The sequence below is a fragment of the Clostridium frigoris genome, from assembly GCF_018861865.1.
In the GTDB taxonomy this organism is placed as follows: domain Bacteria; phylum Bacillota; class Clostridia; order Clostridiales; family Clostridiaceae; genus Clostridium_AD; species Clostridium_AD frigoris.
Window position 1 is genome coordinate 1 of the sequence record NZ_JAHLDV010000066.1, and the last position, 15,069, is coordinate 15,069.

Consider the following 15,069-nt stretch of genomic DNA (forward strand, 5'->3'; position numbering starts at 1 on the left):
AACAATTATACCAAATAGAGGGGGTCATTGTTTTTTGTGCTAAAAACAGCTACAATCCTTGCAATAGCAGGGTTTTAAATAAATAAAACAAAGATAGTGTTAACACTATCACATGATGAAGAGGGGGATTATTATGAAAATTCAATTCTATGGAGCAGCAAAAACTGTTACAGGTTCATGTCATATTTTACACATAAACGGAAAGAATATTTTGCTTGATTGTGGTTTATATCAGGGCAAAGGTGAAAAGGTATTTGCAAATGAGGAATTTGATTTTAATCCTAAAGAGGTAGATTATGTGATTTTATCACATGCCCATATAGACCATAGTGGAAGAATACCGTTACTTTATAAGATGGGATTTAAGGGAGAGATTTTATCAACTCAGGCGACAATGGATTTATGCAGTATTATGCTTCCAGACAGTGGTCACATTCATGAATCTGAGGTTGAGTGGAAAAATAAAAAAAGAAAACGTCAGGGATTAAAAACTTTAGAACCATTATATACAGTTAAATTGGCTGAAATGTCTCTTTCACTTTTCAGAGCATTTCCATATGATGAAATGATAGATGTTTTTGATGGGTTAAAAATAAGATTTAGAGATGCAGGGCATCTTTTAGGTTCGGCAATTGTTGAATTATATATGACAGAAAAAAATCAAGAAGAAGTAAAACTAGTGTATAGTGGTGATTTAGGTAATATAAATAAGCCAATTTTAAAAGATCCAACAATAATCAATCATACTGATTACTTGATAATAGAGACAACATACGGTAATAGGGTTCATCCTGAGATTCAGGAAGATTTAAAGGAGTTATTAAAAATAATTAAGGAGACTTTTGCAAGAGGTGGAAATGTTATTATACCTTCATTTGCAGTAGGTAGGACTCAGGAAATTTTATATGAATTAAATAAGTATGTAGAAAATGAAGAATTGAAGGATGTTAAAGTTTATATTGACAGTCCTTTGGCTATTCAAGCAACAAAGGTATTTGAGAGTCATAATGAGGATTATGATAATGAAGCTAAAGAACTTGTAATGAAGGGGGAGTATCCATTTAGATTTGATGGTTTGAAATTCTCAGTTTCTTCAAATGATTCAATGGAAATAAATAAAATAAAGAGCAATGTAATAGTTATCTCTGCAAGTGGTATGTGTGATGCAGGTAGAATAAAACATCATCTTAAATATAATTTGTGGAGAGAGGAATCATCAATTGTTTTTGTAGGATATCAAGCAGAAGGAACCTTGGGACGAAATATAGTAGGTGGGGCAAAAACAGTTAAGATATTTGGAGAACAAATAGCTGTTAAAGCTCATATTTATAACCTAGAGGGATTTATGGACAAACCAAAGGAAATTCTGCTTGTTCATGGAGATAAAGAAGCACAGGATAGCTTTAAACAGTTATTGGATTCTAAGGGCTACAGCGCAAGAATTGTTGAAAGTGGAGAAGAATTCTATATAAATGAAAAAGCTAATAAAATTAACAAAACTGATAAAATTGAAAAAACTTATAGAGAAGATAAAGCTCATAAAACTTATAAAGCCGATGAAAATTTAAGAAAAAAATTGATAAAAGATATTAAATTAATAAATAATATTGAAGGGCTAGAAAAAGGAGATTTGCTTGAAATTATAAAAGATATTATTTATGATGAAAAGGAATCTAATAATATTTTAAAATAAAAATAGAAACTGTATTGGAATTTTCCAATACAGTTTCTATTTTTTTTATAAATTTAGTCGCATTTTACCGTAATGACATTCTAGATGATATAATACAATTAAATTGTTATAATATTACAGACTAAATTAGGAGGATAAATTATGAAAATAGCTTTAAAAGAAAGAAAGGATGTAGATAAGTCACTTACTTGGGATTTATCTTCACTGTACCAAACGGAGAGGCAGTACGATTTAGCGCTAAAAGGGTTAGAAGAACTTACTTTAGAAATAGAAAAAAACTATAAACAAAAGCTGAACAACGCTAGTATTATAAATGACTGTTTGGACAAAATGAGACTTATTATGGAAAGCGAAGATCTTATAGAGAATTATGCAAGTCTTCAAGTTTCTACAGATCAATCAAACGTTGAGAATCAAGCTAGATATATGAAGTCTATTAATGTATTAGCTGATTTAAATAGTAGACTAAGCTTTGTAGAAAGCGAAATTAATGAACTAGATGAAAAAATAATAGACCAAGCAATTGAAGAATCAAAAGAAAATGCCCATTATTTAAGTGAGATAAAAAGATTTAAAAAACATTTATTACACCCGGAAGTTGAAAAGGCATTATCTGCTTTATCTGGAACATTAGATTCTTCTTATTCCACATATGAGACAACTAAATTAAGTGATATGGATTTTGAAAATTTCAGTGTAGATGGCATCGAATATCCTCTTAGCTATGTACTTTTCGAAGATGAATGGGAATATGAGACTGATACTAAAGTTAGAAGAGCAGCTTTTAAAGCTTTTTCTTCAAAACTTGGAGAATATAAACATACAGTAGCAGCACTTTATCAAACGCAGGTTCAAAAAGAAAAAACAATAGCAACTCTTAGAGGATTTGATTCTGTTATAGATAGTTTATTATTTCCTCAACAGGTAGAGAGGGAATTGTACGATAGACAAATAGATATAATCATGGAAAAGCTAGCACCACATATGAGAAAATATGCGAAATTGCTTCAAAAAATTCATAATATTGATGAAATGACCTTTGCAGATTTAAAGCTTGAAGTAGACCCGAGTTATGAGCCAACTGTATCTGTGGAGGAATCAAAGAAATATGTTGAGGGAGCATTATCAGTACTAGGCGAAGATTATGTAGAGATGGTAAAAAAAGCTTATGACGAAAAATGGATCGACTTTGCTCAAAACAAAGGAAAATCAACAGGTGGCTTTTGTGCTACGCCTTATGGTAGTCATCCTCTAATTTTACTATCTTGGACTGAGAAAATGAAAGAAGTGTTTGTACTTGCCCATGAATTAGGCCATGCAGGTCATTTTACGTTAATTAACAAAAATCAAAATATTTTTAATGCAGAGCCTTCACTATATTTTATAGAAGCGCCATCTACTATGAATGAAATGCTTATGTCAAATTATCTTATGAAAACAAATGATGAGCCTAGATTTAAGAGATGGGTTTTATCTTCTATGATTAGCCGAACTTACTACCATAACTTTGTAACGCATTTATTAGAGGCTGCGTATCAAAGAGAAGTTTATAAAGTAATAGACGCAGGTGGAAGTTTGCAAGCTACAAATCTTAATGAAATAAAAAAGGGAGTTCTTAAAAAATTCTGGGGAGACTGCGTGAAAATTGTAGATGGCGCAGAACTTACATGGATGAGGCAGTCGCATTATTATATGGGACTTTATCCATACACATATAGCGCTGGACTTACAATAGCTACTCAGGTAAGCAACAGAATTTTAAAAGAAGGAAAACCAGCCGTAGATGACTGGAGAAAAGTATTAAAAGCTGGAGGGACTAAATCACCGATAGAACTTGCTAAAATGGCAGGAGTAGATATAACAACTGACAAACCTCTATTAGATACTATAGAGTATATAGGAAATATAATTGATGAAATAATAAAGCTTACAGAAGATATGGAGTAATTAAGGCATTGCACTTATGATATAAGCATTGTGGGGTGAGGTATAAATGATAACAATATTATCGCCAGCGAAAACTTTGAAAATGGATAAGGTGGTTAATGCTAGTTTATATACTAAGCCTATATTTATCAGGGAAGCAAGTAGTTTAATTAAGGGACTTTTAAAATATTCTCCGGAAGAATTGGTAGGTTTAATGAAAATAAATAGTAAACTTGCAGAGCAAAATTTTATGAGGCATATTACATGGGAAAAAGAACATGACTTATTTAATAGTAAACAAGCATTACTTGCATATGATGGTGCAGTATTTAAGGGAATAAATGCAGATGATTTAAATCAGCAACAGTTATCTTTTGCTAATAAGCATTTAATAATATTCTCAGGTTTATATGGTGTTCTGAGACCACTTGACTTAATTCAACCTCATAGGCTAGAGATGGGAACTAAGCTTAAAAATAAACAAGGTAATAATTTATATGATTTTTGGGGAAATAAGCTTACTATTTATATAAAAAAACAATTGAAGATACAAGATGATAATACACTAATAGATTTAGCATCAAAGGAATATTCCTCAGTAATAGATATGGATAAAATCAATGCAAGGGTTATAAAACCTGTATTTAAAGATTATAAAAATGGAACTCATAAGGTTATAACTATTTACACAAAGCGGGCAAGAGGTCTTATGAGTCGATTTATTATTAAAAATAATATTAGTTTACCGAGTGATTTAAAAGAATTTAATGAAGAGGGTTATAGTTATAATGAATATCTATCTTCAGACGCGGAATTCATTTTTACTAGATAAATGTACTTATTGTTGTGAGAAAGGACGGTTAATCAAATAATGATTAGCCGTCCTTTCAATTGTAATGTATATTTCTAATACATATCTAGATCAAATTATATGCTTTTTTTTCTTTGCAACATATAATAAGCATATAAAAATAATAACTAATGAAATGATTAGTGTAGTGATAATTCCATGATATTGACCTGCAAAACCATTTGAGGAAACATGTTTGTTGAGTATACCTAAATATGCCCAAAATATAACTATACCATAAGGGATATCTTTATTTTTTATAGTTGTAGTCATACCAATAATAAGCCCGACTAATAAAATAATAATTGTCCAGACTGGCTGAGATAAGCCCCAACCATTCCAACCTAAACTAACAAGCAGTGTGGTAGCATTAGCTATTGTTGCTACAGTAAGCCACCCAAAATAAACGCTAAAAGGAAGTTTTACAAATAATTTTTCCTTTTTGGTTAGTTCTAGGGAGTTTATTCTACCATTAATTTTAATTAAGCAAACCAGTAGTATTATTATTAAAATCATAGAAAGTGGAATAACTTTATACTGCCAGCTAAATATCCATGTTGCATTTGCTAGTGAAGATATAATAAAATAACCATCAATAAGTTTAACTAGAGCTTTGTTATCAGTTCCCTTAAAAAGACCCAGTTGGTAAACTACAAATCCAGCAAGTAACAGGTATATTAACCCCCATATTGCAAAAGTAGCGCCAGCAGGTGCAAATAGGTTAGGATATGAATCAGAAACTCCACCAGATGTAATGCCGTTAATTGGTAAAATATTTGCTAATGCATTAACAGTAATCATTAGAATAAAACTAAGTACAGTAAAAGTTTTTAGAACTTTTACTTCTCTTTCCTTACACATTATTAAATCACCCTCCAATTTTTTTGTTTGAAACCCTACTCTTATATTACTAAATTTTTGCATTAAATGCACCATAAATATAATTTAATTTGATTAAGAATTGTAAAAAGAGGGTATTTTTATTTATTACTTGATTTATTGATTAACATATAGCATGATAGTTAAGATTATAGAATAACTGTTACATAACTTGCAGTAGTGAATATTATAGGAAAGGGAGATATGAATATGCATTTAAAGTACATAGAAGAAGGAGTGATATAATTTGAAGCTTTTCATCAAGAAAAAATGGAGATATTTTTTACTAGTTATTCCAATAATAATTATAATAATTGCAGTATATTCAAACGATTATTATAGAGCTATGCCGGAAGCCAAAATAATGCTACAATCAAATGATAAGGTTAAATACATTGATTCGCCTTGGATTGAATATACTTCCAAAAACAAAATAGTTACGAAGGGTCTAATTATTTACCCAGGTGGAAAAGTTGAACCGCAGGCTTATGCACCTTTAGCTGAGAAAATAGCGGAGTCTGGTTTTAAAGTTGTAATTGTACCAATGCCATTGAAGCTTGCTATACTTTCTCCTAATAAAGCTGAGAAAGTAATAGAAAAATATTCGGAAATTAAGCAGTGGTATATAGCTGGTCATTCCCTTGGTGGGGTTATGGCAGCACAATTTGCATATAAAAACCAAGATGAAATTAATGGATTAATACTCTTAGCATCATATCCGCAGAAAAGTAACAATCTATCATCAAGTGTTGTAAAAGTTTTGTCAATGTATGGGACTAGAGATGGATTTGTTGGAAAGGATAAGATTGATGAATCTAAAAAACTATTGCCTAAAAGTACAAAATGGATTCCTATTAAGGGAGGAAATCATTCTCAAAATGCTTGGTATGGATTCCAAAAGGGTGATAATAAAGCCACAATAACAAGAGATGAGCAGCAAAATATTATAGGTAAATCCATAGTTGAATTTATATATGAAAATTAGGGAGTAAATAACAAACGGATTAGAATAGCAATTATTAATATATTCTCTTGGATTAATATAAAATAAGTTGTATTTAGGTAAATTAACGGTATAATTTTATATATAAAAGCAATCATGTATGCAAGGTAAGCTTTGATTTGATTATATGACAATGAGGGCGCGAAAATTTAGAAAACAGTTAATAGGGGTGATACTATGAAAAATATAATAGAAGTTAAGGATTTTGTAAAAAAGTATGATAAATTTACAGCAGTAGACAATGTTTCATTTGAAGTAGAAGAAGGAAGTATATTTGCATTTTTAGGCCCAAATGGAGCAGGTAAAAGTACAACCATAAATACGCTATGTACTATATTCGACAAGACATCAGGAACGCTTACTATTGATGGAAAAGATGTTTCAAATGAAAAGGATGCAGTTAGAGGTGTTATTGGGGTTGTTTTTCAGGAATCAACATTGGATAATAAAATGACTGTTCTTGAAAATTTAATTATGCATTGTCATTTCTATGCTATCCCCAAAAGTGAAGCCCCCGAGCGTATCCAATTTGTTTTAAAGCTAGTGGATTTATTGGAATGGAAGAAAGCAATGGTGAGCAGTCTGTCTGGGGGTATGAAACGGCGTGTGGAAATAGCAAGATCATTACTGCACTACCCAAAAGTATTATTCTTAGATGAACCAACTACAGGTCTTGACCCTCAAACAAGGGCTCACATGTGGGAATATATCGTAAAGCTTCAAAAGGAAAAGAATATTACAATTTTTTTAACAACACATTACATGGAGGAAGCCGAAATCTGTAGCAAAGTTGCAATTATGGATGGTGGTAAAATCGTTGCAATGGACACTCCGTATCGTTTAAAACAGCAATATACAAAGGATAGGGCAAATATTTCAACTACAGATGAGAAAGGGCTAGAGGTACTGCTAGATAGTTTAGGATTTAAATACATGAAAAAAACTGATCATTATTCAATTGAAGTTGATAGTATACCAAAACTTTTGGAGATATTAAGTGAGCAAAAAGAGAATATAATAGATCTGGAAATTAAAAAAGGTACATTGAATGATGTATTCTTAGAGATTACCGGAAAAGATATAAGAAAGTGAGGAATTTATGGATATTATAGTAGCTTTATGGATTAGAAACATTAAAATTTTTGCCCGCAATCGTGTTCAGCTTGTTTTCACGATTATCATGCCATTCTTTTTTTTATATGTGTTTAGTTCAATATTTAAAAATGACAATATTCAAAATCCGGTAAATTATATGTTAGCAGGTGTTGTAATAACTACTGTATTTCAAACGTCGCTGACTATTGCTACTAGTACAATTGAAGATATTGTTTCGGGATTTATGAAAGAAGTGTTAGTAAGCCCTGTTAAAAGAATTCAGATTGCTACAGGTCAGTTATTATCAGCAGCAACAATAGCAACAATGCAGGGTATTATTATTCTATTCATCGGTTATTTTATAGGGCTTAAATTCACGTCATGGGTAACACCGTTTGCGGTAATCGTCGTGATGATTGTCGTTGGACTTGTGTTCTCAGGACTCGGATTGTTTTTAGCGGCTCTAGTTAAGAATTCACAAACATTCCAAATTGTTGTAACAGCTATAACACTGCCAATGACATTTCTTTGTGGTGCATATATCCCGCTTTCAATGTTACCAAAAACAATGCAATATATTGCTTATGTAAATCCAATGACATATACTACAGCGTTTTTTAGAACAATCATACTAGAAAAGACGTCTTTAACAACGAATCAATTGGTTGCAGAGCAACTTGCTTTTAAAATAGGTAATTTTGTAATTACACCAATTATAAGCATGGTGATTGTACTTATTTTCGGACTGATATTTTTATTATTATCAACTTTTGTTTTCTCAAGGGTGGATTTTTCAAAGATTAACCGCTCAAAAAGTAAAGAGGCAGATATATTTAGTTAGAGTTAGAAAAAATAGAGTTATTGGATAAATGGTTATCCAATAACTCTATTTTTTTATGAATATTAATAATTCATAAATATTGTTTAGTATATATTATACTTCTAATGCTGAAGTAGTATCATCTTCAGCTATAGTGTCTTGTTTTGGATTTATTGATATGTTTGAAATTATAAAAGCTAGTAAAGTAGGAATAAGCCATGAAAATCCAGCATTAGCTAGAGGTATAAATTTAATGAATCCAATGCTACCTGCATATACACTATTTATAGTATCTAAAATACTTATAATTAGAGTTGTGTATGTAGTTATAGCAACAACTTTATTGCTTTTTACTTTATCACCAAGTAATGTAATAACTATTAGAACAATTACAATAGGATATAAAATTTGTAAAACAGGCCCTGCAAATGTAACAATAGTATCAACATTATTTGTAGCTATTAATCCACTTACTACAGCCATAATAACAGCAATGGTTTTGTAAGATAATTTGTTTTTTGTAAGATTAGTAAAAAATTCAGCTCCACTTGCAAGTAATCCAATAGTAGTTGTTAGGCATGCAAGTGAAACACATAAACTAAGAATGACTGAGCCAATACTGCCAAGGTCTAATGTAACAAGTCGTGTAACTAGATCAGTTCTCGCTATATTTTGGGGAAACAAAGTACTTGACTGCGTTCCAAGATACATAAGTCCACCATATACAAAGGCTAAACCAGTTACGGCTACCATTGCTGATTTTATAGTCATATTCATTATATCTTTTGCATTTTTATAACCTTTTGCTTTAACGGATGAAATAATTATTCCTGCAAATATAACAGAAGCCATAACATCCATTGTTTGATAACCTTCTATTAAAGCTTTTGAAAATCCGTTTTTGTAAGATGTATTTACAATTGGACCAATCGGAGCTATTATTCCTTTAAATATAATTATAGCAAGCATTAATAAAAGTGCTGGTGTAAGTATTTTACCAACGTTATCAATTATTGAAGAAGGTTTAAGTACAAATGCAAGTGCTACTAAAAAATACAATACAACTATTATATTTTGTGATACAGATGGAAACAAAGGATGTATTCCAAGTTCGAAAGTTGTTGCAGCGGTTCTTGGAATTGCTAGTAAGGGTCCGATAACAAGAATTAATGCTACACTTGTTATTACAGCAAATTTTTTACCTACTCTATTTGCCATTTTCTCGTAAGTACCATTAATTTTAGCACAAGCTATTATTCCAATTAATGGAAGACCGACCCCTGTAAGGAGGAAGCCTGTAATAGAAGTGAAATATGAACTTCCTGCTGCTTTTCCGAGGAATGGTGGGAAAATTAGGTTTCCAGCACCGAAAAACATTGCAAATAGTGCAAAACCTATAATTAAGGAATGTTTTGTTGAATTCTTCATTTATATGTACCTCCTGATGAATATGTTTATGTAAAAAATATTTTTTTATTAGTTAATGGTAAGTGAAGGAATTAATAAATAAAAAGGAGGCTTTTAGCACCTTAAATTTTATATAGATGTATTATACCACAAATAGTATTGGTATGTACGTTATTAAATTTGACACAAATATCTATCTGCCTTATAATCTAATGAAGATAAATAATAAAGCATGCTATTGGTAAAAATAGTAAAAACAAAGGAGCGAAAAATAAATTGATAAGTATTATTAAAACGGCAATTCTAACTATATTAATATCATTTGCATCAGGATTATTGCTTGACTATTATAAGAACTTAGGATCTAGGATATTATGTAATATAAGAAAAGGTAAACCTACAGATGTAGAGAGCAAGGAAGATTGTGGGTATGTTATTACAGTTAAGAACCCATCAAATAAAACAATACATGAATTAACTATAAATATAGGATCGCAAACTAAGTTAAGAAGCACTGATGCCAAAATTACAAGAGGGTTAAAATTTGATTCCTCAGTAAATGATAACACCTTAGAGGTTTATATCCCGTTTATAAGTAAGGGAGATGAGTTTTCGGTTACAGTATATTTAGAAAACCAAGATAGTAAGCCTGTTATTGTAATTAAATCACCAGAAAACTTTAAAGAAATATACTCTGGAGAAGAAAATGGAATTCTAGCATTGTTGCTAAATATACCGACGAATATAAAACATTTAATATCCAAGGAAACGAAAAAATCTGAAGAAGTACCTCCTGTTGATAAAAATGATTTTACAACAGTTATGAGTAAGGTAACAGGTGATGAACAAACAATAAATAAAAGTAATAGAGAAGTATTCCCTGAAAATAAGAAGCTTAGCAAGAATAAAAAGAAAATAATTGTTGCAGCAATTATTTTAGTTATGATTGCTTCAGTTTCAGGAAAAGTTTATTCCAAGGTGAACTCTTTAAAAGTAGCAACGCCAACTACAAAAACTGAAGTTCAAAAACAGCCTAGTGGTACAAACAGTTCAACAGGAGAATCAACCGAGAATACTAGTACTAAAAAATCAACTGGAACAACAAGTACAAAAAAAGCAGTAGATAAAACAGATGAAGCAACACCTACAGAAGAATCAACGGATGGAAAAACTGTAACAACACCAGCGGCAGGAGCGACAGATAAAACAACAGGAAATACACCTGCAGCCGGAACAGGAACAAAAGAAACTACACCAGCAGCGGGTTCAGGCACAACAGAAACTGCACCTGCAGCGACAGATGCAGGAACAAAAGAAACTATACCAGCGGCGAGTTCAGACACAAACACAGGGACTACACCTACTACTGGTGGAACTACAGGTAACTAATTTATCAGTAACATTTTTAGAATTTATAGTAAAATATTTTTAAAGTGATATTAAGGTCAAGTTGTATGTAATATAAATTGAATAAAAAAGTTAAGCAGTAATAATATGTTCCCATTTAAGTAGACAGACTAAAAAAGAAAATCTGTTAACTGTAAAGGGGAGCATATTTTTTGTCCAAAGTTTTCTATTTATTAAGGTATGTAGCTTACACTTATAGAAATGGGAGACTTTCCTTCTGAGATGTCATTAAGAAAAAATTAGGTCTATAGAATATTTTAATATGTTCGATAACTATAATATACGAAAATAATCATTATAAGAATAAAAAAAATATTTTTCTAAAACATAATGATTATAGTTTTAGAAATAGTTAAAGGGGTAGATGTAATTATGAAAGATGTAAAAATTTTAATTGTTGATGATTCACCTTTCCAAATAGCATTATTAACAGGTGTACTCACAGAAAGTGGATTTGATGTAGTTGGTGAGGCAAAATCTTTAGAAGAAGTTATTGAAGAAGTTACAAGAGTTAAACCAGATTTAGTAACAATGGATATGACTCTTCCAGGAACAGATGGATTTGAATGTACAAGGGCTATTCATAAAATTGATAAAGATATCAAAGTTATAATTGTTAGTTCAATGATGGATGATGAGCTTATAAGAAAAGCAAAAAAAACTCATGTATGTGGATATATTCAGAAACCAGTTGATTCAGAAGAATTATCTTTATTAATAAATAGAGTTATGGCAGATGAAGAATTATATTTAGAACTTGAGAAATTATATTCTGATGTATTTAAAGAGGCTATATTAAACATCTTCAATAAACTTACAAAGACGGTTCCGGAAATTACAGATGAAAATAATGATAACCTTGCTATACATAGTGAAGGTATATCAATAGTTATGGGGATTACAGGTAAATATTCGGGTAGACTAATTTTGGATATGGCCTATGTAACGGCGAAGGACCTTTCAACGATATTATTAAAAAGAGAGCCTAAAAACGATGAAGAGTTACTTAATGTTATGTCAGAAATAGCTAATATGTTTGCAGGAAATGCATGCTCAATGATAAATAAGAAAAACAAATTGTTTGGGCTAAGAGTTGCACCACCAACTATATTTCATGGTGAGTCAATAAATATTTCAAAGGCAGAACTAGAGAATACGTTTGCGGCTATTGTGAAATCTCAATTTGGAAATATGACAATAAATATAGGGTTTAATAGAGGTGAAGGGGAATGGATGTCAATCATATAAATCCAGTTTTAGAATCATTTAATGTTATATTGCCACAACTAGGGTTAAATGATATTAAAAAGAATGGAATTAGTGTAAAGGGTAAATATATAAAAAGCAAAGGCGTTGTAATTATTATTGGAATTATTGGAGATGTTAAAGGTAATATCATTTATGGTATGGGTGTTGACACGGCGAAAAAAATTGCTTCAATAATGATGATGGGAGCGCCTGTAGACAAATTTGATGAGTTGCCACAAAGTGCTATCTCAGAACTAGTTAATATGTTAACGGCAAATGTTGCAATGAATTTTTCAAAGGATAATATAAATATAGATATCTCTACACCAACACTGATAGAGGGTGATTTCACCGCAAGTAGTAACGCTGATAAAGTTCTTTGCGTGGAAATGAGCGTAGATGGAATGATTATTGAAGTTAATATTTCCCTAGAAAAGAATACTATATAAAGGCATATTTTTTTATTGTAAACAAAACAAATAAAAGAGAGCGAATTATATTAAATTCGCTCTCTTTTACTTATTTTCTATATCATTTAAATCGTAATTAATTCATATTCTTTATTGCCTAGATTTAACGCTACAGCATGGTCGATTGCAACCTTCCAATTAGTTTCAGGGCTGACATCGGCGAAATGGTCATGATCTTTTTCACCATCTTTATCGAGGATACTTCCAGGGATAATAGGTTGACCATTTACCGCATCTGCACAAGCAACATCTAGCGCAACTGGATCAAATGAAGCAAACATACCTACATCTGGAACAATTGGTACATCGTTCTCTCCATGACAGTCACAGAAGGGAGATACATCAATAACTAAACTTATGTGGAAGTTTGGACGATCACTTATAACAGCAGATGAATATTCTGCAATTTTTTTATTTAAAATATCATTTGATTCATCTGATGCAGGTAAAACGGCATCCACAGGACAGACACCAATACATCTACCGCAGCCAACACATTTATCGTGATTAATAGTAGCTTTCTTCTCGGTTACTGTAATAGCATTAAGAGCGCAGTTCTTAGCACACTGACCACAGCCTATACAATCATCATGTGAAATATATGGTTTTCCGCTGCTATGCATTTCCATCTTACCTGCGCGGGATCCACAACCCATACCTATATTTTTAAGAGCGCCACCGATACCAGCTGCTTCATGTCCTTTAAAATGAGTTAAAGTAATAAATATATCTGCATCCATGATAGCATGACCAATCTTTGCTTCTTTTACATATTGACCACCTTTAACAGGAACTAAAACTTCGTCGGTACCTTTTAATCCGTCACCAATTATAATATGACAGCCTGTAGAAAATGGAGAAAAACCATTGACATAAGCAGAATCTAAATGGTCAAGTGCGTTCTTTCTACCACCAACATATAAGGTATTGCAATCGGTAAGAAAGGGTTTGCCACCGAGCTCCTTTACAATATCTACTACAGTTTTAGCATAATTTGGGCGTAGGTAGGCTAGATTGCCAGGTTCACCAAAATGAATTTTAATAGCTATATATTTTTTGTCAAAATTAATTTGTTCAATCCCAGCTGCTTTAATTAGACGGGTCAACTTTTGTTGTAAGTTCTCTTTAAGTGTTGTGTGCATATCGGTAAAATATACTTTCGATTTTTCCATGTTTAATAACCTCCAAGGTTTATAAAATTTTATGCTTAAGTAAGAATAACTTCAGTGTTTTTTACTAGTACAGTTATTCATTAACCTTTATTATATATGATTTACCAGAAAAAGAAAATACGCACCTTTATGGTAGATACTATCCAAAAGGTGCGTGCCTTAATGAACTATTAAAGCAAACAATATTGTTTTTTTGTATAAACTTGAAGGGTAACGATAAATATTTGTAGAATTATAATATATATTATTTCATATATTGGATATAATTAAAAGCTAGAAGACATATAAAATGGGCTTAAACTAATACAAAATTAGGGGGGGTGATTAATCAATGCCAGATATGTGGATGTGCGTAGGGAATATACGAGGTGCTACAGAAGGAACACTGTTTTCAAGTTATGGAGAAGTTTTTACGGTTATTAATAAAACAAGATTAACTAGTATGAATAAAGAGATAAAATTATTTGTAAATAATGATGAAATAACTGAATATTTTAAACATATAGAGCCTAGTTACTCAGTTTATGGAGTTTGGATAACAAATGGGTATGATAACTTTTTAAGAAAACTATTTAACCTTAGGCCTAAAAAAAAATTAAGTTATAGTAGAGTAAATCTAGATGTTTTTGACAGGGGTACTCTTCAAAGAATTTACATAGAATTATTATCATATATTTACAAAGTGAAATCAGACGAACTCCTTATACAATTTTCTACAATAATAAAATATCAATTAGAGTCTTTAAAAATGATTTATAAAAATAAAGATTTAGTTAATTTTGATGAAGAATTTGAGCAAACAAAAATACAGTTTAGAAAAATATACGAGTTCTGTAAATCAATAGAACTTAAGACGAGCCAAATTGAATTAGAGTATAGAATAAAAGCAATTAAGGACCTAATGGAAAAAAGAAAAGAAATAAATAAGTTGAATATATTAATGTTAGATGAAATTAATAAAATGAAGGATTAAAGAAATTTTGAGAGATGTCAACTGAATTTGAAAATGTCCCAAAAAGTTTTAATTATTAGCACCAGCAATAGCTGGTGCTTTGTTACGTTTCAACCTGTTTTTGGATATAGCAAACACACCTTAAAA

The 15,069-nt window shown here is 31.0% G+C and carries 13 protein-coding genes; 10 read left to right on the forward strand and 3 right to left on the reverse strand.

The features are described from left to right. The first annotated feature begins 133 nt into the window (after nt 1-133). The 3 genes from KPL37_RS17270 to yaaA all read left to right on the forward strand — a co-directional run bounded on the left by KPL37_RS17270 (nt 134) and on the right by yaaA (nt 4,451). Nucleotides 134-1,693, forward strand: a complete 1,560-nt coding sequence (locus tag KPL37_RS17270; protein ID WP_216151278.1) for an MBL fold metallo-hydrolase — start codon at nt 134-136, stop codon at nt 1,691-1,693. A gap of 141 nt (nt 1,694-1,834) precedes the next feature. Further along, complete coding sequence (gene pepF, locus KPL37_RS17275) at nt 1,835-3,640, forward strand: oligoendopeptidase F (RefSeq protein ID WP_216151280.1); 1,806 nt, start codon at nt 1,835-1,837, stop codon at nt 3,638-3,640. Nucleotides 3,641-3,686: 46 nt separating this feature from the next. Further along, on the forward strand, nt 3,687-4,451 hold the full coding sequence (gene yaaA / locus KPL37_RS17280) for a peroxide stress protein YaaA (RefSeq protein ID WP_216151282.1): 765 nt from the start codon (nt 3,687-3,689) through the stop codon (nt 4,449-4,451). Nucleotides 4,452-4,541: 90 nt separating this feature from the next. Here yaaA and KPL37_RS17285 read toward each other — a convergent pair whose 3' ends face one another. Next, a complete protein-coding gene (locus KPL37_RS17285; RefSeq protein ID WP_216151284.1) occupies nt 4,542-5,330 on the reverse strand; it encodes a tryptophan-rich sensory protein in 789 nt (262 codons plus the stop codon). 265 nt (nt 5,331-5,595) lie between these two features. Here KPL37_RS17285 and KPL37_RS17290 point away from each other — a divergent pair, with 265 nt between their 5' ends. The 3 genes from KPL37_RS17290 (at nt 5,596) to KPL37_RS17300 (ending at nt 8,287) form a co-directional block, all read left to right on the forward strand. Beyond that, nucleotides 5,596-6,333 carry an alpha/beta fold hydrolase gene (locus KPL37_RS17290; protein WP_216151285.1) on the forward strand — a complete coding sequence of 246 codons (738 nt, stop codon included), beginning with the start codon at nt 5,596-5,598 and terminating at the stop codon, nt 6,331-6,333. A gap of 195 nt (nt 6,334-6,528) precedes the next feature. Next, nucleotides 6,529-7,443, forward strand: coding sequence for an ABC transporter ATP-binding protein (locus KPL37_RS17295; protein WP_216151286.1), 915 nt, complete (start codon nt 6,529-6,531; stop codon nt 7,441-7,443). A 7-nt stretch (nt 7,444-7,450) separates the two neighbouring features. Then, nucleotides 7,451-8,287 carry an ABC transporter permease gene (locus KPL37_RS17300; RefSeq protein ID WP_216151287.1) on the forward strand — a complete coding sequence of 279 codons (837 nt, stop codon included), beginning with the start codon at nt 7,451-7,453 and terminating at the stop codon, nt 8,285-8,287. Between the two features lie 93 nt (nt 8,288-8,380). On the opposite strand, the gene brnQ is transcribed toward KPL37_RS17300, so the two are convergent. Further along, nucleotides 8,381-9,694 carry a branched-chain amino acid transport system II carrier protein gene (gene brnQ, locus KPL37_RS17305; protein WP_216151288.1) on the reverse strand — a complete coding sequence of 438 codons (1,314 nt, stop codon included), beginning with the start codon at nt 9,692-9,694 and terminating at the stop codon, nt 8,381-8,383. A 255-nt stretch (nt 9,695-9,949) separates the two neighbouring features. On the opposite strand from brnQ, the gene KPL37_RS17310 reads away from it, so the two are divergent. The 3 genes from KPL37_RS17310 (at nt 9,950) to KPL37_RS17320 (ending at nt 12,777) form a co-directional block, all read left to right on the forward strand. Then, nucleotides 9,950-11,062 carry a hypothetical protein gene (locus tag KPL37_RS17310; RefSeq protein WP_216151289.1) on the forward strand — a complete coding sequence of 371 codons (1,113 nt, stop codon included), beginning with the start codon at nt 9,950-9,952 and terminating at the stop codon, nt 11,060-11,062. 390 nt (nt 11,063-11,452) lie between these two features. Further along, on the forward strand, nt 11,453-12,328 hold the full coding sequence (locus tag KPL37_RS17315) for a response regulator (protein ID WP_216151290.1): 876 nt from the start codon (nt 11,453-11,455) through the stop codon (nt 12,326-12,328). Then, nucleotides 12,310-12,777 (forward strand): chemotaxis protein CheX, encoded by a 468-nt coding sequence (locus tag KPL37_RS17320; protein WP_216151291.1) that lies wholly within the window; start codon nt 12,310-12,312, stop codon nt 12,775-12,777. Before KPL37_RS17315 ends, KPL37_RS17320 begins: the two co-directional genes overlap by 19 nt. Nucleotides 12,778-12,863: 86 nt before the next feature. Here the strand turns inward: KPL37_RS17320 and KPL37_RS17325 are convergent, their stop codons facing one another. Then, a complete protein-coding gene (locus tag KPL37_RS17325; RefSeq protein WP_216151292.1) occupies nt 12,864-13,970 on the reverse strand; it encodes a DUF362 domain-containing protein in 1,107 nt (368 codons plus the stop codon). A gap of 331 nt (nt 13,971-14,301) precedes the next feature. Between KPL37_RS17325 and KPL37_RS17330 the strand changes: the two genes are divergently transcribed. Continuing rightward, the gene (locus KPL37_RS17330; protein ID WP_216151293.1) at nt 14,302-14,943 is read left to right on the forward strand and encodes a hypothetical protein; all 642 of its coding nucleotides are present in this window, start codon (nt 14,302-14,304) and stop codon (nt 14,941-14,943) included. Nucleotides 14,944-15,069: the final 126 nt, after the last annotated feature.

Excerpts from the sequence above, each read along its gene's own strand:
- KPL37_RS17270 (WP_216151278.1), top strand. The coding sequence starts at position 134 with ATGAAAATTCAATTCTATGGAGCAGCAAAAACTGTTACAGGTTCATGT.
- pepF (WP_216151280.1), top strand. The coding sequence starts at position 1,835 with ATGAAAATAGCTTTAAAAGAAAGAAAGGATGTAGATAAGTCACTTACT.
- yaaA (WP_216151282.1), top strand. The coding sequence starts at position 3,687 with ATGATAACAATATTATCGCCAGCGAAAACTTTGAAAATGGATAAGGTG.
- KPL37_RS17285 (WP_216151284.1), bottom strand. The coding sequence starts at position 5,330 with ATGTGTAAGGAAAGAGAAGTAAAAGTTCTAAAAACTTTTACTGTACTT.
- KPL37_RS17295 (WP_216151286.1), top strand. The coding sequence starts at position 6,529 with ATGAAAAATATAATAGAAGTTAAGGATTTTGTAAAAAAGTATGATAAA.
- KPL37_RS17300 (WP_216151287.1), top strand. The coding sequence starts at position 7,451 with ATGGATATTATAGTAGCTTTATGGATTAGAAACATTAAAATTTTTGCC.
- brnQ (WP_216151288.1), bottom strand. The coding sequence starts at position 9,694 with ATGAAGAATTCAACAAAACATTCCTTAATTATAGGTTTTGCACTATTT.
- KPL37_RS17315 (WP_216151290.1), top strand. The coding sequence starts at position 11,453 with ATGAAAGATGTAAAAATTTTAATTGTTGATGATTCACCTTTCCAAATA.
- KPL37_RS17320 (WP_216151291.1), top strand. The coding sequence starts at position 12,310 with ATGGATGTCAATCATATAAATCCAGTTTTAGAATCATTTAATGTTATA.
- KPL37_RS17325 (WP_216151292.1), bottom strand. The coding sequence starts at position 13,970 with ATGGAAAAATCGAAAGTATATTTTACCGATATGCACACAACACTTAAA.
- KPL37_RS17330 (WP_216151293.1), top strand. The coding sequence starts at position 14,302 with ATGCCAGATATGTGGATGTGCGTAGGGAATATACGAGGTGCTACAGAA.